23 protein-coding genes are annotated in these 20,933 nt (G+C 42.8%); 3 read left to right on the top strand and 20 right to left on the bottom strand.

Features of this window, described 5'->3' with window-relative positions; translation table 11 throughout:
• Positions 1 to 2 precede the first annotated feature (2 nt).
• Complete coding sequence (gene yihA / locus VR862_RS14235) at positions 3 to 608, top strand: ribosome biogenesis GTP-binding protein YihA/YsxC (RefSeq protein WP_324721676.1); 606 nt, start codon at positions 3 to 5, stop codon at positions 606 to 608.
• 445 nt (positions 609 to 1,053) lie between these two features.
• Here yihA and gldC read toward each other — a convergent pair whose 3' ends face one another.
• Positions 1,054 to 1,389, bottom strand: coding sequence for a gliding motility protein GldC (gldC, locus tag VR862_RS14230; protein WP_324721675.1), 336 nt, complete (start codon positions 1,387 to 1,389; stop codon positions 1,054 to 1,056).
• On the bottom strand, positions 1,389 to 2,348 hold the full coding sequence (gene gldB / locus VR862_RS14225) for a gliding motility lipoprotein GldB (protein WP_324721674.1): 960 nt from the start codon (positions 2,346 to 2,348) through the stop codon (positions 1,389 to 1,391). Before gldB ends, gldC begins: the two co-directional genes overlap by 1 nt.
• 104 nt (positions 2,349 to 2,452) lie before the next feature.
• Here gldB and nadE point away from each other — a divergent pair, with 104 nt between their 5' ends.
• Entirely contained in the window at positions 2,453 to 3,241 is a 789-nt protein-coding gene (gene nadE / locus VR862_RS14220; RefSeq protein WP_324721673.1) for an NAD(+) synthase, read from the top strand.
• Between the two features lie 140 nt (positions 3,242 to 3,381).
• Positions 3,382 to 4,020 (top strand): response regulator transcription factor, encoded by a 639-nt coding sequence (locus tag VR862_RS14215; RefSeq protein WP_324721672.1) that lies wholly within the window; start codon positions 3,382 to 3,384, stop codon positions 4,018 to 4,020.
• Here the strand turns inward: VR862_RS14215 and dnaG are convergent.
• The 18 genes from dnaG to VR862_RS14125 form a co-directional block, all read right to left on the bottom strand.
• Positions 4,013 to 5,965, bottom strand: coding sequence for a DNA primase (gene dnaG / locus VR862_RS14210; protein ID WP_324721671.1), 1,953 nt, complete (start codon positions 5,963 to 5,965; stop codon positions 4,013 to 4,015). The two genes, VR862_RS14215 and dnaG, sit on opposite strands and share 8 nt — an antisense overlap.
• A gap of 98 nt (positions 5,966 to 6,063) precedes the next feature.
• On the bottom strand, positions 6,064 to 7,080 hold the full coding sequence (locus tag VR862_RS14205; RefSeq protein WP_324721670.1) for a hypothetical protein: 1,017 nt from the start codon (positions 7,078 to 7,080) through the stop codon (positions 6,064 to 6,066).
• A gap of 55 nt (positions 7,081 to 7,135) precedes the next feature.
• A complete protein-coding gene (locus VR862_RS14200) occupies positions 7,136 to 7,855 on the bottom strand; it encodes a hypothetical protein (protein ID WP_324721669.1) in 720 nt (239 codons plus the stop codon).
• Positions 7,836 to 8,405, bottom strand: coding sequence for an RNA polymerase sigma factor (locus VR862_RS14195; RefSeq protein WP_324721668.1), 570 nt, complete (start codon positions 8,403 to 8,405; stop codon positions 7,836 to 7,838). The genes VR862_RS14200 and VR862_RS14195 overlap by 20 nt, the downstream gene beginning before the upstream one ends.
• 161 nt (positions 8,406 to 8,566) lie before the next feature.
• Positions 8,567 to 9,544 (bottom strand): polyprenyl synthetase family protein, encoded by a 978-nt coding sequence (locus VR862_RS14190; RefSeq protein ID WP_324721667.1) that lies wholly within the window; start codon positions 9,542 to 9,544, stop codon positions 8,567 to 8,569.
• 61 nt (positions 9,545 to 9,605) lie between these two features.
• Positions 9,606 to 10,661: a dual-specificity RNA methyltransferase RlmN gene (gene rlmN / locus VR862_RS14185; RefSeq protein WP_324721666.1), complete on the bottom strand. Its 1,056-nt coding sequence runs from the start codon at positions 10,659 to 10,661 to the stop codon at positions 9,606 to 9,608.
• 213 nt (positions 10,662 to 10,874) lie between these two features.
• Positions 10,875 to 11,213 carry a YegP family protein gene (locus VR862_RS14180; RefSeq protein WP_324721664.1) on the bottom strand — a complete coding sequence of 113 codons (339 nt, stop codon included), beginning with the start codon at positions 11,211 to 11,213 and terminating at the stop codon, positions 10,875 to 10,877.
• 298 nt (positions 11,214 to 11,511) lie between these two features.
• Positions 11,512 to 12,561 (bottom strand): tRNA preQ1(34) S-adenosylmethionine ribosyltransferase-isomerase QueA, encoded by a 1,050-nt coding sequence (queA, locus tag VR862_RS14175; RefSeq protein WP_324721974.1) that lies wholly within the window; start codon positions 12,559 to 12,561, stop codon positions 11,512 to 11,514.
• A 130-nt stretch (positions 12,562 to 12,691) separates the two neighbouring features.
• Entirely contained in the window at positions 12,692 to 13,924 is a 1,233-nt protein-coding gene (gene aroA / locus VR862_RS14170; protein WP_324721663.1) for a 3-phosphoshikimate 1-carboxyvinyltransferase, read from the bottom strand.
• Positions 13,925 to 13,926: 2 nt separating this feature from the next.
• Positions 13,927 to 14,187 (bottom strand): hypothetical protein, encoded by a 261-nt coding sequence (locus VR862_RS14165; protein ID WP_324721662.1) that lies wholly within the window; start codon positions 14,185 to 14,187, stop codon positions 13,927 to 13,929.
• Complete coding sequence (locus VR862_RS14160) at positions 14,188 to 14,514, bottom strand: nucleotide pyrophosphohydrolase (protein ID WP_324721661.1); 327 nt, start codon at positions 14,512 to 14,514, stop codon at positions 14,188 to 14,190.
• A 228-nt stretch (positions 14,515 to 14,742) separates the two neighbouring features.
• On the bottom strand, positions 14,743 to 15,315 hold the full coding sequence (locus tag VR862_RS14155) for a hypothetical protein (protein WP_324721660.1): 573 nt from the start codon (positions 15,313 to 15,315) through the stop codon (positions 14,743 to 14,745).
• A gap of 128 nt (positions 15,316 to 15,443) precedes the next feature.
• On the bottom strand, positions 15,444 to 15,896 hold the full coding sequence (gene dtd, locus VR862_RS14150; RefSeq protein WP_324721659.1) for a D-aminoacyl-tRNA deacylase: 453 nt from the start codon (positions 15,894 to 15,896) through the stop codon (positions 15,444 to 15,446).
• Complete coding sequence (rsgA, locus tag VR862_RS14145) at positions 15,893 to 16,849, bottom strand: ribosome small subunit-dependent GTPase A (protein ID WP_324721658.1); 957 nt, start codon at positions 16,847 to 16,849, stop codon at positions 15,893 to 15,895. The genes dtd and rsgA overlap by 4 nt, the downstream gene beginning before the upstream one ends.
• A gap of 17 nt (positions 16,850 to 16,866) precedes the next feature.
• Positions 16,867 to 17,949 carry a chorismate mutase gene (locus tag VR862_RS14140; RefSeq protein ID WP_324721657.1) on the bottom strand — a complete coding sequence of 361 codons (1,083 nt, stop codon included), beginning with the start codon at positions 17,947 to 17,949 and terminating at the stop codon, positions 16,867 to 16,869.
• A 7-nt stretch (positions 17,950 to 17,956) separates the two neighbouring features.
• Complete coding sequence (locus VR862_RS14135) at positions 17,957 to 18,805, bottom strand: prephenate dehydrogenase (protein WP_324721655.1); 849 nt, start codon at positions 18,803 to 18,805, stop codon at positions 17,957 to 17,959.
• On the bottom strand, positions 18,802 to 19,950 hold the full coding sequence (locus VR862_RS14130) for a pyridoxal phosphate-dependent aminotransferase (RefSeq protein WP_324721654.1): 1,149 nt from the start codon (positions 19,948 to 19,950) through the stop codon (positions 18,802 to 18,804). Before VR862_RS14130 ends, VR862_RS14135 begins: the two co-directional genes overlap by 4 nt.
• The gene (locus VR862_RS14125) at positions 19,947 to 20,774 is read right to left on the bottom strand and encodes a prephenate dehydratase (RefSeq protein WP_324721653.1); all 828 of its coding nucleotides are present in this window, start codon (positions 20,772 to 20,774) and stop codon (positions 19,947 to 19,949) included. The genes VR862_RS14130 and VR862_RS14125 overlap by 4 nt, the downstream gene beginning before the upstream one ends.
• Between the last annotated feature and the right edge of the window lie 159 nt (positions 20,775 to 20,933).

Genomic DNA, 20,933 nt, shown 5'->3' with positions numbered 1-20,933 from the left:
TCATGAAGATCAAGTCGGCCGAATTCGTAATCAGCAATTCTGATGTTGCGAAATGTCCGGATACGAAGCTGCCGGAATATGCTTTCATTGGCCGAAGTAATGTGGGAAAATCTTCTTTGATAAATTCCCTCACGAACAGGAAAGATCTTGCCAAGACCTCCGGCCGGCCCGGAAAGACCCAGCTCATAAATCACTTCTTGATCAACCAAAGCTGGTTCCTGGTAGATTTGCCTGGATATGGTTATGCAAGGGTCTCCAAATCTGCTAAAAAGACTTTTCAGAAGTTCATTACCCAGTATTTTGAGAAGCGGGAGCAAATGATCTGTGCTTTTGTGCTCATTGACAGCCGCCACAAACCTCAGCCCGTCGATATGGAGTTCATGACATGGCTGGGAGAACATCAGGTACCTTTTTGCATCATCTTTACAAAGGCAGACAAGCTGAAACCTAAGGCCCTGGAAAGGAACATCAACGATTACCAGGCAGAAATGCTGCAAACCTGGACAGAGATGCCTCAGTACTTTATTACCTCTTCAGCGAGTGGAAAAGGCCGGGAGGAAGTTCTTGAATTTATACAGGGCATCAATGAAAATCTACAGCAGCAATAAGTTTGGAGTTGAGAGTTCAGAGTTTGGAGAGTTTTTCTTTTTTGAGGAGTGACTTTTTGCCACCAATCCACGTATCATCTTTCTCTAATACCTTCATACTCTAAAAGGCCTGGAATGAGGTGCGGAAAATGTCTTTTTTAAAGGGAGATCATTTTGCTGCGGAAGCTTTTTCAAAACCTCAAGACATCAAAACACTTTCAGAAAGAGAAGCTAAAAATGCGTTTTTTGAAGAGTGATTTTTTGCCACGAATTCACAAATGATCTTTTTCTAAAATCCCAATACACCAAAAGCTTTTCAGAAAGAAGTGCGAAAAGTGCCTTTTTTGAGTGGTAATTTTCGATCCACCATCCCAACTGATCACTGATCACTGACCACTGATTACTGATTACTGATTAGTGATTACTGATCACTGACCACCAACCACCGACCACTGACCACCGACCACTACTTCTTAATCTCCATTTTCTCTGCAAAATAATCACAGAAGTCTTTCATGGTATCACGCATCTTGTCATCCTGTGTCGCGCGATAAAAGGTGTCACTCATGGTAACCAGCGTTTGGTGGAAGAACATTTTCATGTCATCCAGAGGCATGTCTTTCGTCCAAAGGTCTATCTTCAAAGTTTCCTTCTGCGCCGCGTCCCACATAGAAAGGAGCATCGCCTTAGCCTCCTGGTTTTCCACGCCTCCGTCTTCAGCGCTCCAGTGCAATTCTTCGGGCACACGATTCTCGTCTAATGAAACTTTGATATTGATATTTGATTTCTTTGCTATAGCCATTATTTTGTCGGTTTATATTTTGATTGTTTAAATATAGTTTCTGCATTTGCCTGTATCATTTCTTCCACAGGAACATCGTTCTTTTCCATGTATTGTTCCACGATCTGCCAGCCCATGAATTGGCCCAAACGCGGCGGAGCTTCTGCATCAAGTTCCAGGAAGAACTTCGAAAAAGGCGCCGGAAATAAAAATCTTGTCTGCAAATCATTATCTGAAGAGTACAGGAGTTCCCGCTCAACAAAGTACCGCCATATCTGGTCTTCGTTGGCTTCGGCCCAATCCCATTCTTCGGGTAAATAGGTCATCTTTTCCGCATCAGTTTTAAATGGAAGAAGCAGGTCTTTCAGGTAAAGGATCTTTCCGTAGTAGATCATGTGTGCAAGAAAGCTGCGTGAGGACGGCCGCGGAACCACAGTTTGCGCAAAAGCTTCGGCTGCATCCACGGCAATCAACTCCTTGCGCATTTCCTTTTTAATATAATCCTGGACACCTATATATAGCGGATGATCCATTCCCAGATAGGTATCAAGGGCCACAAGCATCAGAGAATCTGCCCACACCACCTGGTTGCGGTAATCAACATCTGATGTCAGCGTTACTACTTTTGGTATCTTGCGTTGTGGAAAGTAGTATTTGATATGTTGAAAAAGCCTTTCCAGTTCTTTTTCAGTTTGCTCCAGGTTAGGAAATTCAGCTGCCACGGCCTGGTTTAATTCCAACTGAATAGTGTCCTCCATTTTCTCCACCCACATGATATCGGGATACTGCCTCGGAAAAAGGAAAGGAAATTGCTTTTTTAGAGCAGAAAGACTATCGGCCGTTGCATCTGCAAATCTTTGGTCAAATCTTTCAACTTGAAGTTCCACAGGAATAGCCGCTATCTCCTCTTCCCTCTTGTCATCTTCAGCACAAGAGATAAGGAAAACAAAGAGGCTGTAAAAAAGGAACTTTTTAAGCATAAGCAAATTAAGAATGGTTTAACGCAGGCTATTTCGTGAAAATTAGCTGAAGGTTTATATTTGTTAACAAAGATATTATTTCCGCTACAAACGAACCAACTATTATGAAAACTAAAGAAGTGATCGACCATATCGTCAACTGGCTAAAGGAATATGCTTCAAATGCCAAAATGAATGGTTTTGTAGTCGGTGTGAGTGGCGGAGTTGATTCTGCAGTTGTTTCTGCACTTTGCGCCAAGACCGGTATGCGGACTTTATGCGTAGAGCTGCCCATCCACCAGTCACCAGACCAGGTAACGAGGGCACAGGAACATATTGCCGGTTTGAAAAAGAAATTTGCAAATGTGACCGATGTACAGGTGGACCTTACAAGGACTTTTGACACTTTTAGTGAAACTGTACCCGAAGTGGAAGCGAGTCCAAAGTTGCACCTTGCCCTGGCTAATGTTAGGGCACGCTTACGAATGACCACCCTATACTACTTTGCCGGCTTGCACAACTATCTCGTTGCAGGAACGGGGAATAAAGTTGAAGACTTTGGCGTGGGCTTTTTCACCAAGTACGGGGATGGAGGAGTCGATCTGAGTCCCATTGCCGACCTCATGAAGAGTGAAGTGTATGAAATTGCCAGGGAAATGGATGTAATCAACAGTATCGTAGTGGCAGCCCCTACCGACGGACTTTTTGGGGACAGCCGTAGCGATGAGGACCAGATAGGTGCGAGTTATGATGAACTGGAGTGGGCAATGAAAGAAGCTGAAAAAGGAAAAACAGAAGATGATTTTTCAGGAAGACAGCAGGAAGTTTTCAGGATCTATAAAATGAGACATAAAGCAAACAAGCACAAGATGGAACCAATACCCGTTTGTGAGATTCCTCTTCACCTGAAATAAATGCAGTTAATCGAAAAAATTATTTTCCGACAGAATAAGGCATTATCTTTCATTCTCCCCCTGATTTGACTATTAAAAACTAACAATCAGAATTTTACCAGACCCCCGCGAATGAAATTCTTTGTGCTAAAATTCAAACAATGACGAAGATTCTAATTGCAGACCATCATCCCATCACCCGTATGGGAATTTCCTCTCTTTTGGAGAAGGAAGGAGTGTATGAAATAGTAGGAAAAGTAACCAATGGAAAGGATCTTTTCAGGGCGTTGAAAACCAAGAATCCCGACGTGTTGATCCTCGAGATCGATCTTCCCGAAATCAATGGAATTACCGCTCTTAGAACTATAAAGTCTGAAAACCCCGGAACTAAGATCCTCATTCTTAGCTGCCATCCAGAAGAAATGTACGCACTAAATGCCATCAAGGCGGGAGCTGCTGCTTACCTTTCAAAAACGGCATCTACAGAAATTCTTAGTGAGGCAGTGCACCAGGTTGCACGGGGAGGAATTTATCTCAACAAGGAGATCAGCGAAAAGATCAACTCGGGCACCACAAGATCCAACAATCTTGTTTCCCGCTACAAAAAACTATCTACCAGGGAAATTGAAGTGCTAAACCTTCTTTCCACGGGAAAAAGAAACAAAGATATCGCCGAAGCTCTGGACATTAATGAAAAGACAGTGAGCACCTACAAGACCAGGCTGCTCAAGAAACTACGGGTGGATAATCTTGCCGATCTTATTAACCAGTCTCGCCTGTTGCAGATAAGGCCTACATAACCCGGTTTAGCTTACCCGAAAGTACTTTTTTAAGGGTAATATAATCCATGATATCCTGAAGGATACCCGAAGATTCCTCTGGCGGGACCTCCTTTATTTCCCGGTTGAGCTCGTGGATCTTTTTGTTTACAAGATATCTTCTTAAAGAAAGGATGGTTTCATTTACCAGCCTACCTATTTCCGCTTTCTTACCTTTTACAAAAATTTCCATCCTTTCCCAGTCGTGCAGTACGTACTGCTCTTCATCCATCAGGATACTTGTAACTTCCGAAGCATTTTCGGGAGGTAGTTCATTGACAAAAGTTTCTATGGAGAACTCTTCCTCTTCGTTGAACTTTTTGATCACCTGCTGATAGATCTTTTGAAAGTGTTCATTTGCAAAAGCGACCTCATCTTCCTGCAGGTCAAGAAAGATCTTTTCATAGACCTTTGCTCTAACCATTTCAGGCTCAAGCGAGATCTCTCCTTTATCATCCACCTTTACAACGAGATCCTCAAAGTCCTCTTCCATCATTCCGTAATGAAGTAAAAGGCTAATTATCGTTCGCTCCAGAATGTACAGCTCGTCGACCTTAGGCTGGGACGTAACTTCATCCCTTACCACTTCAAATTGCTTTGTTTTCTTCGGAGCCGGCTTACCGGTACTCTTCCCGCTCAGTTGGGCAAGGGTGGTGAAGAGGACTTCTTCAGAAATATCCATGATACGGGAAGTCTCCTGCACATAAACCTCCTGCTGAATATTATCGGGGATCTTCGAGATACTGCTCACCATATCGCGAATGAGCGACGCCTTTTTTACCGGGTCATTCTTCGCCTCCTCCATCAAAAGAGAAGCTTTGTAATTTATAAAGTCCTTAGAATTCTCAGCCAGGTACAGCCTTATGTCTTCTTCAGTATTTTTCTTGGCAAAACTATCCGGATCTTCTCCTTCCGGAAAGGCACAAACCTTCACGTTCATTCCCTGCTCGAGAATAAGGTCTATCCCGCGTATCGAAGCCCGCTGTCCCGCAGCATCACTATCGAAAAGTACAGTGATGTTCTTTGTCAGCCGATTGATGAGCCTTATCTGCTCGGGGGTGAGCGCAGTTCCCGAGGAGGAAACCACATTCTCAATTCCGGCTTGATTGAATTGAATAACGTCTGTATATCCTTCAACCAGAAAACAATTATCTTCTTTGGCAATAGCCTGTTTAGCGTGATAGATCCCGTAAAGCACCTTGCTCTTGTGGTAAATATCACTTTCGGGACTATTGAGATACTTAGCAGCTTTCTTATCATTGTTCAGGATCCTGCCTCCAAAACCCAGCACCCGACCGCTCATGGATTGAATAGGGAACATCACCCTACCTTTGAACCTGTCAAATTGCTTTTCTTCTTTGACTATGGTAAGACCCGTTTTCTCAAGATATTTTAATTGATAGCCTTTTTTAATAGCTTCAGAAGTAAAGGCATCCCACTCATCAAGGCAGTAACCTAATCCGAACTTCTCGATAGTATCTTCAGTAAAGCCCCGCTCCCTGAAATAGCTTAAGCCAATAGCCTTCCCCAGTTCGTGCTTGTGAAGGATGTTCTGGAAATATTTTGCAGCAAATTCCGAAACAAGGTACATGCTCTCCCGCTCATCTGCCTGCTCTTTTTGTTCCTGACTCTGCTCTGTCTCCTCTACTTCAATGTTGTATTTTTTAGCGAGGTACTTGATGGCTTCCGGATATGTGAAATGTTCGTGTTCCATGAGAAAAGCCACCACATTTCCGCCTTTTCCGCTGGAGAAATCTTTCCATATCTGTTTTACCGGAGACACCATAAAGCTGGGAGTACGTTCATCGCTAAACGGACTGAGACCTTTATAGTTGCTGCCCGACTTCTTTAAGTTCACGAAATCCCCCAGCACTTCTTCGACGCGGGCGCTTTCAAAAACTTTGTCAATGGTGTTTTTAGAGATCAACTTTTACTGCGGAAAATTTTTCAAATGTACATAAAAAGAAGAGCCTTCTAAAAGGTCTTTTTTAGAAGGCTCTAATGAAAGCAAAATAAAGGCTAATCCTAATTCGCATCAAACCTCAGCCCCACCGAAATGTTATGCAGCTCCGGGTTTGCATCTTTAAAAATTGGATTTAGATCGTATTTCACATAAAGCGAAGTTCCTCCCCAGCCAATGTACCCGCTAAGTCCGTAGATAAATTCATTGGTATTGTAATCTCCTTTTAATTTTTCCTTTACGTCTTCGCCGTCTTCTTCATATTTGAGCTTTTGACGCTCTCCAATATTTACTCCGGCATAACCGCCAAGACCAATTTTGAGCTTGTTATGAGTAGAGAACCAAACACTGCGTGGAGATTCTATTTTTTTAGAAGGCCCGAATTCAAAATGCACCGGAAAAACCAGGTTATCCATCCTGAATTTCGATTTATCCAGGTCCAGCGGAAACTCTTCCAAAGTAGTCAAATCCCCATCTTCAACAAAAAGCCGGTTATCTGTGGGTTTTAATCCGTTGAACTGAAAAGAAAATCCGTAGCGCAATCTCAGGAAGTTGCTGTGCTCAAATACACGAGTTCTCCAGGCAAGACCTAATTCAAAGAATCTGCTGCCTCCAACCTTAAAATCTGAATCATTGATGGACTGGTCTTCCAGTAATGCATTATTGAACCCAAAGGCGACTATTAAATGCGTAGAGGTGCGGCTGTAGTGGTCTTTGAACCAGTGATCATCATCTTCGTCCTCTTCTTCATCCTCCCACTCCCAGTCCGGCTTCTCTTCTCTCGTAAGCAGTGCTATCTGGTTGTCGATGATCGCAACCCGGTTTTGGATATTTAAGGCATGTTTCTTTGCAGCCTCACTCTTTAGTTTCTCAGCCTCCTCCCAGTCAATCTCCTTAGCCTCTGCCCTGCGGTTGATGGCCTCCACCTGCTCTTTCAAAGCTTCTTTTTCTTCAGCTATGATCTGCTCCTTTTGCTTTTGCAATTGTTCAATTTTCTCTTTGTTCGTTTGTTCCTGCGCAAAGACAGGCTCAACAGCAAAAATTGACAAAATAATAAGCGCTAAAAATGTAACTTTTTTCATGTTTGTAAATTTTTATGGCTTTACAAGAAAGCCCGTTGAATGATTGATTGATGAATTAATTAAATCTTAGGTCGCGTGTGGCTACGGCAGTTTTGGCTTTCCGGAACCCATCTTTCACCACGTCAAAAACTTTTTCTCTAAATGACTGGTCCAGTTCATATTCAACCTGGTGTAAAAGGTCACCGGCCTTTACAGTATATGTAGAATCAGCTTTTAATTCGGCAGTTGCAAGTAATAAAAGAGCTTCAACCTCAAGATCTGTGTTCCCGGGGACCATCTCCTCCCGAGCTATGGCAGTTTCAGGTAGAGAAATAACTTCAATACTTTCTGAAGGTTCCTGAATGAGTTCAGAAGGATCTTCAACTGCTACCGCAGTCTCTGCTTCAGAAGATTTTTTAACAGGGGCTTCAAAAATGACATTTTTGACACCTCCTTTTGCGGAAGGTTTTTCCTGCTCTTTTAGCTCCTCTTTCTCTTCGGAAGAAGCCAGATGGATTACCTCGGGCTCTGATGTTTTCTCTTGCAAAACAGGCTCTTCGGCGGTTTGCTCTACCAATTGTGGTTCTTCAGAAGCAATTGGGGAGTTAAAATGAGAGCCAAGTACGAAAAAGATCGCAGCAATTGCCGCTGCGGAGGTCAGCCACAGGAGGTAAGGTCGTTTTTCCTTCTTTGGCGCCAGGCGTTGCTCCAGCTTTTCCCAGGCGGCAGCAGAGGGCTGGATCTCCCTCTCTCCTAGCACCTTTTTCACGTTATTTTCAAATTTTTCCGGTTCCATATTCTGTCCTGTTTTCCTGTTCCAGCTTTTCCTGAAGCATTTTTCGAGCTTTGAAAAGCTGTGATTTAGAAGTTCCTTCTGTTATGTTCAGCATTTTTGCTATTTCATTGTGCTTGTAGCCTTCAACAGCAAACATCAAAAACACCATTTTATAACCTTCTGGAAGACTGTCGATCAACTCCTGAATGTGCGCCGCATTAAAATCGGATGTAAAGGAATACGAGAAATCCTCATTTTCGGCTACCTCATCTTCAGCAAACATGGAGCGCTTATCGGTCCTCAAAAAGGAAATTGATTCCCTTATCATGATCCTTCGCATCCAGCCTTCAAAGCTGCCCTCATCCCGAAAATCCTCCAGGTGTGTGAACACCTTGAAAAATCCGTTGAGCATCACTTCTTCGGCATGCTGCAGGTCCTTTACATATTGCCTGCAAACGCTGAGCATCTTCCCCGAATGTTTCTCATAGATCTTACGCTGCGCCTGCCGGTTACCCGCGGCTGCACGTTTGATCAAAAGAGAATCATTTTTAAAGAGTTGAATTACTTTCACCTGCTTAGCTTTACAAAAGGCCTTCTATTAACATAGACGAGGGAAAGTTACAAAAGGTTGCCTGAGGCGGAGATTTTTTTGGAATTTAAATGCAATGACCTCTCATTAAAGCAATTAAACTTCATTTTTTAATTCTGTGGAAAGGAAAAACTGCGGAAACACTACTTCTTACGCTCTATTACGTAATTCACCATGAGCACAAGGGAATCTTTATATGGAGAATCGGGGTATTCTTCCAAAAGGGAAAGAGCCTGCTGTTGAAAATCTTTCATTCTCCCCACTGCATAATCAAGTCCGCCGTTTGCTTTGACAAAATTGATCACTTCTTTAACTCGCTTACTATCCTTATTATGGTTCTTCACAGAGTTTATAAGCCAGGCCTTTTCTTTTGGCTCAATTTTATTCAGCACGTGGATAAGGGGAAGGGTCATTTTTTGCTCCTTGATATCTATCCCGGTAGGTTTGCCTATGCGTTCGTTGCCGTAATCAAAAAGATCATCTTTGATTTGAAAGGCCATTCCAATAAGTTCTCCGAAATGCCTCATTTTTTCCACTTCCGGGGAATCGGGATGTACAGAAGCGGCGCCTAGACTACAACAGGCAGCTATAAGAGTAGCCGTCTTTTGCCGGATGATCTCGTAGTAAACATCTTCGGTAATATCCAGGCGACGGGCTTTTTCGATCTGCAAAAGCTCACCTTCACTCATTTCCCTTACCGCGACAGAAATGATCTTCAAAAGATCAAAGTCATTGTTGTCTATGGAAAGCAGAAGTCCTTTTGAAAGCAGATAATCCCCTACCAAAACAGCGATCTTGTTCTTCCAGAGCGCATTGATGGAGAAGAAGCCTCTACGCCGGTTGGAATCATCTACCACGTCGTCATGGACAAGGGTGGCAGTATGTATTAATTCTATTACCGAAGCACCACGATAGGTTCGTTCATTCACCTTCCCGTTTGAAACCATTTTGGCCACCAGGAAAACAAACATGGGACGCATTTGCTTTCCCTTGCGGTTTACTATAAAATGGGTGATGCGGTTGAGAAGGGCAACTTTAGAAGACATGGATTCTGTGAACTTCTTTTCAAAAAGTTCCATCTCACCTTCAACCGGCAATTTAATTTTGGAGATCACCTTCATAAGGGCTGCTAAGATAGTTAAAAGATTATTACTCCCTGAAATTTTGCCCTTTTTGAAAGACCTAAGCGGTGGCTTCTTTCGATTTATTGGCAAGCTGTCCACAGGCGGCATCTATATCCTTTCCCCGGGAGCGGCGTACTGTGCAGGTAATATTGTGACGCTCAAGTTCCCTAACATACATATTGGTCGTCTCCTCGGGAGCCTGCATGAAGTGATCATCACCAATAGGATTGTATTCAATAAGATTCACTTTACAAGGCACATACTTGCAAAATCTTACAAGAGCATCCACATCTCTCTTAGAGTCGTTGATCCCCTTCCATACCACATATTCATAGGTAATCCGGCTTTTGGTTTTTGCATACCAGTATTCGAGCGCCTCCCGGAGATCTTCTAGCGGAAAAGTAGCGTTGAAAGGCATAATGGAAGTCCGCACCTCATCTATAGCCGAATGTAAGGAAACCGCCAATTTGAATTTCACCTCCTCATCGGCCAGTCTTTTGATCATTTTTGGCACTCCCGAGGTGGAAACGGTAATACGCTTCGGGGACATTCCAAGACCTTCGGGAGAAGTGATCTTTTCAATAGCTTTCAGAACATTATTGTAGTTCATGAGCGGTTCTCCCATGCCCATAAAGACGATGTTGGAAAGCGGCTTCTCAAAATAAAGTCTGCTCTCGTTGTCGATCGCCACCACCTGATCATAGATCTCATCTGGATTTAGGTTGCGCATTCGCTTGAGTTTGGCCGTCGCGCAGAATTTACAGTCCAGGCTGCAGCCAACCTGTGAAGAAACACAGGCCGTGGTCCTGCTGGCTGTAGGAATTAAAACCGATTCCACGGTGAGGTCATCGTGCAATTTAACGGCATTTTTGATGGTCCCATCACTGCTGCGCTGCATTTGGTCCACGCGAATGTGATTGATCACAAAATTTTCACTCAGCATTTGACGTGTTTCTTTTGAAATATTAGTCATATCTTCAAAAGAATGAGCTCCTTTTCCCCACAACCACTCATAAACCTGAGTTCCACGAAAGGATTTATCCCCTTGAGAAACAAAGAATTGCTGCAGTTGCTCTTTTGTTAAAGCCCGTATGTCTTTCTTATTTTCTTTCACGCTGCAAAAGTAAGGAATTGTACAACCTTTTTTATCTTCAGGAATCTAATAATTTCAGAAGCAGCAGGTTTACAAAAAAGAATTTTCTTTTCGGCTGAAAAAACTTAGTAGCTTGTACTGCAAATTCCTTACAGAAAGTTACACAAAGCCTCCCGCAGATGATACCCTGAAATGATTGCTTAACCTTAGCAGAATTTTATTTTGTGCCGGGGGTTAACTTTCCTCTGCAGAATTATCTTCGATCCCCGCATCGGGAGCATTGGTCTTAACAGAAAGAACACCTTTTTCCATTGCCGTGAGGGACTTGTAGGCCTGACTTGTGCCAATTACCTGACCGTTAGTTGCTTTGAGGTTGAAGCGAAAACCATTTTCTGTCTCCTTGCGATCAAAGCGCTCATCGACCTGAGAGTTTTTTCTAACAGATTCTATACCCTTTAGACAATTTGCTTTGACTTTGTAGCCTTCACTGCTTAATACAACCTGCCCGTTAGCTGCTTTTAGGTTAAACCTGAATTCTTCTGCTTTGTCCTTTTTAATTTCGAATTTTGACATAATAATTTCTTTTTGCTTTTCTATAAACTAATAAAAATTTGCAAAATAAGAACTACCTCAAACAGCTAATCTTCCTTATTACCTGCCAAAAATGTCATTTTTCAGCCTCCTTATGAAAGGCGCTTTTGGATTCCGGTTTTTAAAAAAATAATTTTTTTGAACCTCCACCCTTTATTAATTACATGGGTTGTTTGCGAATCCACTAATATTCAGAAAAGCAAAAAACCCGCAAGGTCAAAAAGAACTTGCAGGTTTTGAATTTTTACTTCTCACTAAAGACTGAGCACTGCTCACTATCCTAAAGGATCAACATCGCGTCCCCGTAGGTATAGAACTTATATTTTTCCTTTACTGCTTCAGCATAGGCTTTCTTCATGAAATCATGCCCTGCAAATGCCGATACCATCATCAACAAAGTCGACTTTGGAGTATGGAAGTTGGTAATCATACAATTAGCAATGCTAAAATCGTATGGAGGGAAAATGAACTTATTGGTCCATCCCTGGAATTCATTCAGGGTTTTGTTTGAAGAGACCGAACTTTCCAGCGAACGCATAACAGTTGTTCCCACCGCACATACTCTGCGTTTTTCCTGAATAGCCTTATTTATAGTGTCTACTGCAGGCTTTTCAATATAAGCTTCTTCACTGTCCATTTTATGCTTGGAAAGATCTTCTACCTCCACAGGACTAAAAGTACCTAACCCCACGTGCAAGGTTACTTCAGCAAAGTTCACTCCTTTTATTTCCAGTCTTTTTAGTAGATGCTTGGAAAAGTGAAGACCTGCAGTTGGGGCAGCCACAGCACCTTCAGCCTTTGCATAGATTGTCTGGTAACGCTCCTTATCTTCGGGCTGCACTTCTCTCTTGATGTATTTTGGCAGCGGAGTTTCTCCAAGCTCTGTCAATTTATCACGGAATTCCTCGTAAGAACCATCGTAAAGAAAACGCAAGGTCCTTCCACGGGAAGTAGTATTGTCAATCACCTCAGCTACAAGACTTTCGTCCTCCCCGAAATAGAGTTTATTTCCAATTCTAATTTTTCTGGCAGGATCTACCAGCACATCCCACAAACGGGTTTCAGCATTAAGTTCTCTCAACAAAAACACCTCAATTCTAGCACCGGTCTTTTCTTTATTTCCAAAAAGACGTGCAGGAAATACCTTCGTGTTGTTCAACACCATCACGTCCTCCGGTTCAAAATAATCGATAAGATCTTTAAAATGCTTGTGCTCAATTGTTTGATCCTTCCTGTTTAAGACCATCAAACGGGCTTCGTCCCTGTTCTCGGCAGGATATTCGGCCAATAGTTCCGGCGGAAGGTCAAAATTGAAGTGCGATAATTTCATTCCCATATAAGATAGATTTTAAGAAGCTGCAAATATACAACCTCGGGATAGGCGTTGTCAAGTAAATGAGCCTTTATTTGAGAAATGTCTTAATTGATGCGGTCACACGTCCATGACTATTGAAGATATTTTAGATATCCTCAATTTCTTCTGAAGAAATTTCGAGCTTACTCAGATCTTCCCAAAATCCAGGAAAAGATTTACTAACCACTCCCGCATCTCTTATCCTCAAAGGAACTTTTAAAGCCAGCGGAGCAAAAGCCAGCGCCATCCTATGATCATGGTAAGTATCTATACTGATGTTGCTCTTTATTTCTGCTGAAGGGTCAAGGCGCAGAGAATCATTGGTGATCTCCACCTGTCCACCAAGTTTCTCCAGTTCATTCTTCAATGCCTGAAGCCTGTCCGTTTCCTTGATCCTTAGAGTGTGTAATCCGGTCATTTCTGCTTCTATTCCCAGTCCGAAGCAGGTGACAGCAATAGTCTGAGCCAGATCGGGACTGTTGGAAAGATCCAGTTCCATCTTCTTCGGAAGTTCCGTTTTTACTTTTTCCAGTCTTATCTCACCATCCAAAAATGTTGTTTTCACTCCCAATTTTTCGTAGATTTCTACGACACTTCTATCGCCCTGCAGACTTTCGGCCCGATAGGAACTCAGGGAAATTTCTGCCGACTCACTTAGAGCCGCCAGGCTGTAAAAATAAGAAGCCGAACTCCAGTCAGATTCCACTGTTATTTCTTTTTCGGGTACGGAAGATACAGGAGCAATGGAGATTTCATTATTCTGAAAACTTCCGCTTATCCCGCATTTCCGAAGTAACTGAAGTGTCATTTCAATATAAGGCACTGAAGTAACTTTTCCCTCAAGATGTATTTTTAATCCTTCAGGAAGGGAAGCCGCAATGAGCATCAATGCCGATATATACTGGCTGCTGATATTAGCCTTAATCGTAACTTCATTTTTTGAAAGTTTCTTGCCTTTTATACGTAAGGGAGGAAATCCTTTATTCTTCTCATAAGAAATATCTGCTCCTAATTCCCTTAGCGCATCTACCAGAATTGCGATAGGCCGCTCCTGCATGCGCTCACTACCTGTCAGCACTACCTCACGGCCTTCATTCGAAGCAAAATAAGCCGTTAAAAAACGCATGGCAGTACCCGCGTGGTGAATATCTATCACTCCTTCAGAAGAAGCCAGAGCTTTTTGCAGCACGCGCGTATCATCACTGTTGGAAAGATTTTCAATCCTGAGTTCGGGAAATAGTGCCTGTAGAATAAGCAGCCTGTTAGATTCACTTTTTGAACCGGTAACAGAGATCCTGCCGGAGAGTTTCCGGCTATCGGAAGTGAGCTGAAGGTGCATAATTACTGCCTGTTAAAGTTCTTGCGCCTGCTGGTCATATACATGGCATACACCAAGCTAATTGCCGCTTTTACCAGAAAATACTCAACCCATTTTCCATCTGAGAATTCATCCTGATAAATGACTGCAAAATCTCCTGAAATGATCTGCCTGAAATGTGAGATGATCAGGGAAAGTCCAACGAATATTACGAAGAAAATTGTCCCCAGTTGTAACACCTTTACCCAATAATCTGGATTTTTAAGATCTTCTAAAATGCGCATTTATTGTAATTTTTCATTGTTCTTATGCCTATCCTTATCCCGCTGAGTTTTAAGGTTAAGCTTCTTATCAAAAGACTCCTGCAGGTCAATTCCCGTCTGGTTTGCAAGACAAAGCACTACGAAAACAACATCGGCCAGTTCCTCTCCAAGGTCTTTGGCTTTATCGCTCTCTTTTTCACTCTGCTCCCCGTATCGCCGGGCAATGATCCTTGCTACTTCTCCTACCTCTTCGGTAAGTTGAGCCATATTGGTGAGTTCGTTGAAGTACCTCACCCCGTGTTCTTTGATCCAGGCATCTACAGCGGCCTGGGAATCTTTTATGTTCATAGTTCTATTCTGTTTCTTAACACCCTCAGTGGCTACTAGCCCTGACATCGGTTCATTTGTTACGACTTCGTTCGTGTACTCTTCAACCCTCTCAGTATGAAAACCACTGACAGGGTTTTTACTATCTGCTCCATTTGTCAACCCTGTCAGCGGCTCTTAGCCCTGACAGCGGTTAATAATCTGCTCAACCCTGTTCGGGTTTGGAACGCTCTGCTCATTCTATAGCAGCTACCCACCACCATCCTTTTGATTATGATAGGCAATAAAATTTTCCTTATCCCCAAATAAGTCTAGCACCTGTTCCTTATTCAAAATCGAAGTTTCCTGGGAAATTATAGCTTTATAAGAAGACCAGGGATAATCTTTAATTTCCTGAACCGCTCCATGAGCAACAGGATTATTATGAATGTAATAAATTACTTTCCGGAGATAATCTTCGGAGTCAATTCTCTTTCGCTCAAATGTTCTTTCAAATATTGAACCTGTCCTGTTATATCTTTTATTTACTGCCTGAGTATAGGAATTAAAGAGGTGCGACAATTGTCGGGAAGGATCTTTATAAACTCCTGGCTTAATTTCAGCATTTGTTCCCATCTCCCTTACCTCCTTAAAATAGATTAAAATGTGAAAATGGTTTCTCATTAGGCACCAGGCAAAGGTTTCAGATATGACATCCATATATTTATCATACAATCGAAGAAAATGCAGATAGTTTTCGTGTTCGAAAAACACATCAGCTCCATTATTACCACGATTGTAAATGTGATAGTAATTTCCCCTTTCTATACTTTCTATTTTCAAGCGATAAAAATTTGTTATGCTCAACCCCCTCTTCAACCCTGTCAGGGTATAAAACCGCTGACAGGGTCAATCCCGCTCAACCCTGTCAGTGGCTCCAAGCCCTGACAGCGGTTATGTCCTAACAACAGTTACTCCTTATTCTTCGAATCCAGAATTATCGTCACAGGCCCATCATTTAAAAGTTCGACTTTCATGTCTGCACCAAATTCTCCCGTGCCAACAGGTTTACCAATTTCTGCTTCCAGCTGCCGAACAAATTTTTCATAGAGAGGAATTGCAACCTCCGGCTTTGCAGCTTCGATATAACTGGGCCTATTCCCTTTTTTGGTACTGGCGTGGAGGGTAAATTGACTCACGACAATTGCATCACCATCCTGATCGAGTAAGGATTGGTTCATTACCCCATTACTGTCATTGAAGATCCGCATGTTGGCTATTTTTCTGCATAGCCAGAGAATGTCTTCATCGCCATCGGCATCCTCTATGCCCAGCAGGATCAATAATCCCCATCCAATTTCTGCCTTTTTAAAACCTTCTATAGTCACTGAAGCTCGTGAAACCCTCTGTATTACTACTCTCATTCCTGTTCGTAATTATCTATACGATATTGCTGGTCGTCCTCTCCTTTGAGGATCTGTACATAACTTTTATAACGGGACCATGGTATTTCTCCGGCGTCAAGGGCCTCCTTTACGGCACATTTAGGCTCCTCCAGGTGCAGACAGTTATAGAATTTACAATCCTGCTTTCTTGCAAAGAATTCAGGAAAGTAATCTCCCAGTTCCTCTTTTTCAATGTCCACAACTCCGAAGCCTTTGATCCCAGGAGTATCGATTATCCTTGCATCAAAACTGAGATCATACATTTCTGCGAAAGTAGTGGTATGTTGACCCTGCTTGTAGAGGTCTGAAATTTCACGCGTCTTCAATTCCAGCCCGGGCTCTATGGCATTTATAAGCGTGGATTTTCCTGTCCCGCTATGCCCCGAGATCATACTGATCTTGTTGTGCATAAGCTCCTTTACCTGCTCCACGTTCTTTCCGGTCTTAGCCGAAATACCTATACACTGGTACCCAATTTGCCGGTACATGGCAGCAAGATATTTCACCTCGGCCAGCTCCTCCTCATTGTAGGTGTCGATCTTGTTGAACAGCAGGATCACCTTTATGTCATAGGCCTCGGCAGTCACCAGGAAACGATCTATAAAAACAGTAAAGGTTGGGGGATTATTCAACGTCACCAGCAAAAATGCCTGATCAATATTTGCAGCAATGATGTGGGTTTGCTTTGACAGGTTGACCGATTTCCGGATGATGTAATTTTCCCGGTCCTTTATCTCGGTAATTACTCCGTTCATTTCCTCGTCACTGCCTTCTTCCGCCTTAAATTCTACTCTGTCGCCCACTGCCACAGGATTGGTACTCTTGATCCCCTTGATCCTGAACTTTCCTTTAATACGGCATTGGTAGAACTTTCCATCTTCGGCTTTCACCTGGTACCAGCTTCCGGTAGATTTATAAACGGTTCCTGTCATGCTACAAAAGTGCGAAATTATTCGCTAATAACCTTTTTCTGATGGTTTATCGACTCCTGGTGAATGGCTTTAAAAATACGCAGAATGAATTCTTCACTCAAGCCATTTTCCTGACCTTCTGAAGTCATCTTGCCAAGGATCTCGCTCCAGCGCTGATTTTGCAGAATAGCAACATTCTGTTCCTTCTTGGCTTTACCTATTTCATCTGAAATTTTCATTCTCCGTGAAAGCACGTCCAGCAATTGTGTATCTGCTATATCGATCATTGCCCTTAGGTTCTTAAGTTTTGCCTGAAATTCCTCGCTTTCAGAAACTTCTTTCCTTATTCTCAGATCCTGCATATACTGCACCAGGGTGGCCGGAGTAATTTGCTGGGCGGCATCACTCCATGCGTTGTCGGGATCATAATGAGTTTCCACCATGAGTCCGTCGTAATTGAGGTCGAGTGCAGTCTGGCAAAGGTCAAAGATCGAGGTTCGGTTTCCGGCGATGTGCGAAGGATCGAGGATCAAAGGCAGATCGGGGAATTTTGTTTGAAGATCGATCGGGATCTGCCATTCGGGATTATTTCTGTACCTGGTCTTTTCGTAAGTAGAGAATCCACGGTGGATCACCCCAAGATTCTTGATGTCATTGGTGTAAAATCTCTCTACGGCGCCCAGCCACAGGGAAAGATCGGGATTTACCGGGTTTTTGACCAGTACGATCTTATCTGTACCCCTAAGGGCATCTGCGATCTCCTGAATAATAAATGGGGAAACAGTGGTTCGGGCACCAATCCAGAGGATGTCGATATCGTGTTTCATGGCCAGTTCCACATGATTGGGATTGGCAACTTCGGTGGTAGTCAACATTCCTGTTTCTTCTTTTGCCTTCTGAAGCCATTTTAGACCTAAAGCACCTACTCCTTCAAAATTTCCGGGTCGGGTTCTGGGTTTCCATATTCCTGCCCGCAGTACATTCACATCTGTATCTTTCAGTTGATGCGCTATCTTGAGAACCTGTTCTTCGGTTTCTGCACTGCAGGGTCCTGCGATAACAAGTGGATGTTCCAGTCCAAAGTTGTCCAACCAGGTTCTTAGCTCTTTTTTATTTTCCATTTTATGATCAGTTTATTCCGTTCAAAATTGTCTTTATATGATTCGTTCTTTCCATTTCCATAAATACCTCTTCAAAATCATCTTTTTCGAGAAGATTTTTGAAACTGGTAAGGTTACTTATATACTCTTCCAGAGTTTCTAATATGTTGTTCTTATTCTGCTGAAAAATCGGAGTCCACATAGCCGGCGAACTTTTCGCAAGCCGCACTGTGGAAGCAAAACCACTTCCCGCCAGGTCAAAAATGTCCTTTTCGTTCTGTTCTTTTTCAAGAACGGTTTTACCCAACATAAAGGAGCTGATGTGAGACAGGTGTGAAACATAGGCAATATGTCGATCGTGAGATTTCGGGTCCATATACCTGATGCGCATTCCCAGCTTCTGAAATATTTCCAAAGCTGTTTCCTGTAGTTTAAAAGCCGTTTTTTCCACTTCACAAATGATGTTTGTCTTCTCGCGGAAAAGATCTTCTACAGCCGCACCCGGCCCCGAAAATTCTGTACCCGCGATAGGATGGGCTGCAAGAAAGTTGCGACGGTTTGGATGTGCTTCAATTGCTTCGCATAATCCCGCCTTTGTGGAACCGGCATCAAAAACAAGAGTGTTGTTTCCTACCTTATCCAGCACCTCAACAGCCACCTTTCTGGCCACATCTACAGGAACTGCAATGATCACCACATCAACCGTCTTTACTCCCTCAAGTCCTGCAGGCTGGTCAATAAGTTTTAACTCGGTAGCCTTCGCAAGGTGAGCTTCATTTGCATCAGTTCCCAGAATTTCCATCCCTGGAAATGCCTTTCTTAGTCCAAGAGCAAACGAACCTCCTATTAAACCTATACCTATGATCTGGACTTTCATGCTGTCAATCGTTTACAGGCTTTGATGATATTTTCTTCAGGGGAACAAAGAGAAAATCTTATATATCCTTCTCCCTGACTTCCAAAAATGAATCCCGGAGCCACAAAAATATGATACTGCTTTAGAAGATGATCTACAAAAGCTTCCGAAGTAGTTCCCTCAGGAACCCGGCACCATAAGAACATTCCGGTTTGATCTTCTGTGAACCTACAGTTAAGAAGGGTGGCCAGGTTCATGATCTGCTCTTTCCTGCTTTGATAAACCTTGTTCTGTTCCCTGAACCATTCCTGCGGAAGTCGAAGTGCCATGGCAGCACCCGCCTGCAGTGGAAAGAACATCCCGCTGTCCATGTTGGTCTTTACCTTTAGGACAGAATTAATATGTTTTTCACTTCCGCAGAGCATTCCTATTCTCCATCCCGACATATTAAAACTTTTACTTAAAGAGTTTAGTTCCAGCACACCATCTGCCTCATCAGAATATTTAAGGATACTTTCCGGCTCCTCATTCAAGATAAAACTGTAGGGGTTATCGTTGACAATAAGAATTCTGTGCTTTTTTCCGAAGGCGATAAGCTGTTTAAAAATTGCCTTTTTTGCCACCACACCTGTAGGCATGTTTGGATAATTCACCCACATCAATTTTACCCTGCTGAGATCCCTCTTTTCCAATTCCTGAAAATCTGGTAGCCAGCCCGTTTCTTCACTGAGGTCATATAACACAGTATTGGCTCCTACGAGCCGACTTACCGCTGCATAGGTTGGATATCCCGGATTTGGCACCAGCACTTCATCCCCTTCATTTAAAAAAGCCATGGAAATATGGGTTATTCCTTCCTTACTGCCCATAAGCGGCAGCACCTCGGTTTCTGAATCTAACTGAACTCCATAGAAATTCCTGTAAAATTCTGAAATGGCCTGCCGAAAATCCTTTGTCCCCCGGTAAGGCTGATATTGATGTGCATCGGGATTGAGCAGTGCCTGGTGTAAAGCCGTCATCACCTGGGATGGCGGTGGCAAATCGGGGCTACCTACTCCCAGGTTTATAACAGGTTTCCCCGAATCCTGTAAATCCCTTACCTCTTTTAATTTGGTTGAAAAGTAATATTCTTCAACATGGTTTAATCTCGTGGCCTGTGCGATCATAGTAAGCCGTTTTTATAAATCCCTAATATTTTTAATTCTTCTGTCAAATCTCTAATAACTCCCAAAACCCTGTGCAGCACCTCTTCTTCCTGAAAAAGAACATCGAGAAAAAAGGCATATTTCCAGGGCGTCTCAATTACCGGAACACTCTGGATCTTTGTCATATCCAGATCGAAATCTCTTAGTATATTCAAGATGCTCACAAGACTTCCTCTTTTGTTTTCAAGCACTAATTTTAAGGACGCCTTGTTCGCTGCTGTTGCTTGTGAGTATCCATTTTTAGCAGAAAGTACAAGAAAACGGGTGGCGTTGCTTTTCATGGTTTGAACATTTTCTTCTAATATCTCCAGACCATAGATCTCTGCCGCAGTTCTACTTGCCAAAGCCGCTATACCTTTTAAACCTCCTTCTTTTATTTTCCTGGCAACCGCCGCCGTGTCGGTATCTTCAATAAGCTCCAAATCGGGATAGGCGTTAAAAAAGGTTTGGCATTGCAGCAAGGCCATTGGATGAGAACAGACTTTCCTGATATCAGATATCTGTTGCCCCGCAAGTGCCATGAGATTCATGCTAATGGGTATATAGTGCTCTCCCTTTATTTGCAGGTCATTGTCATCTATAAGGGCATAATTTGGTAGAATAGTACCTGCAGTCGAATTTTCTATTGCCATAACAGCATAATTGGAACGCTGGGTTAGCAAACTTTCTACCACATCCCGAAATGACCTGCATTCATCAACAGGAATATCTTGTCCAAAATATTCTCCGGCCACCTGGTGGTGAAAAGAACCTCTTATTCCCTGTATTGCAACTTTTTCTTCCATTTTATGGCAAAAAAAAATCCCGATGTTTCGCATCGGGATTTCAGTTATTATATAATTTTAATTATATGGCACTCCCGATCCTATCTCTGTTATAGAAATAAAAGTAATACCAGGCGTTCCAGATAAATAAATTGTTCATTGTCATTTCTGTGAATGGCT

The sequence above is a fragment of the Salinimicrobium aquimaris genome (assembly GCF_035607535.1).
In the GTDB taxonomy this organism is placed as follows: domain Bacteria; phylum Bacteroidota; class Bacteroidia; order Flavobacteriales; family Flavobacteriaceae; genus Salinimicrobium.
The sequence above is the reverse complement of the archived record's forward strand: the minus strand, read 5'-3'. Positions and strand labels throughout refer to the sequence as shown.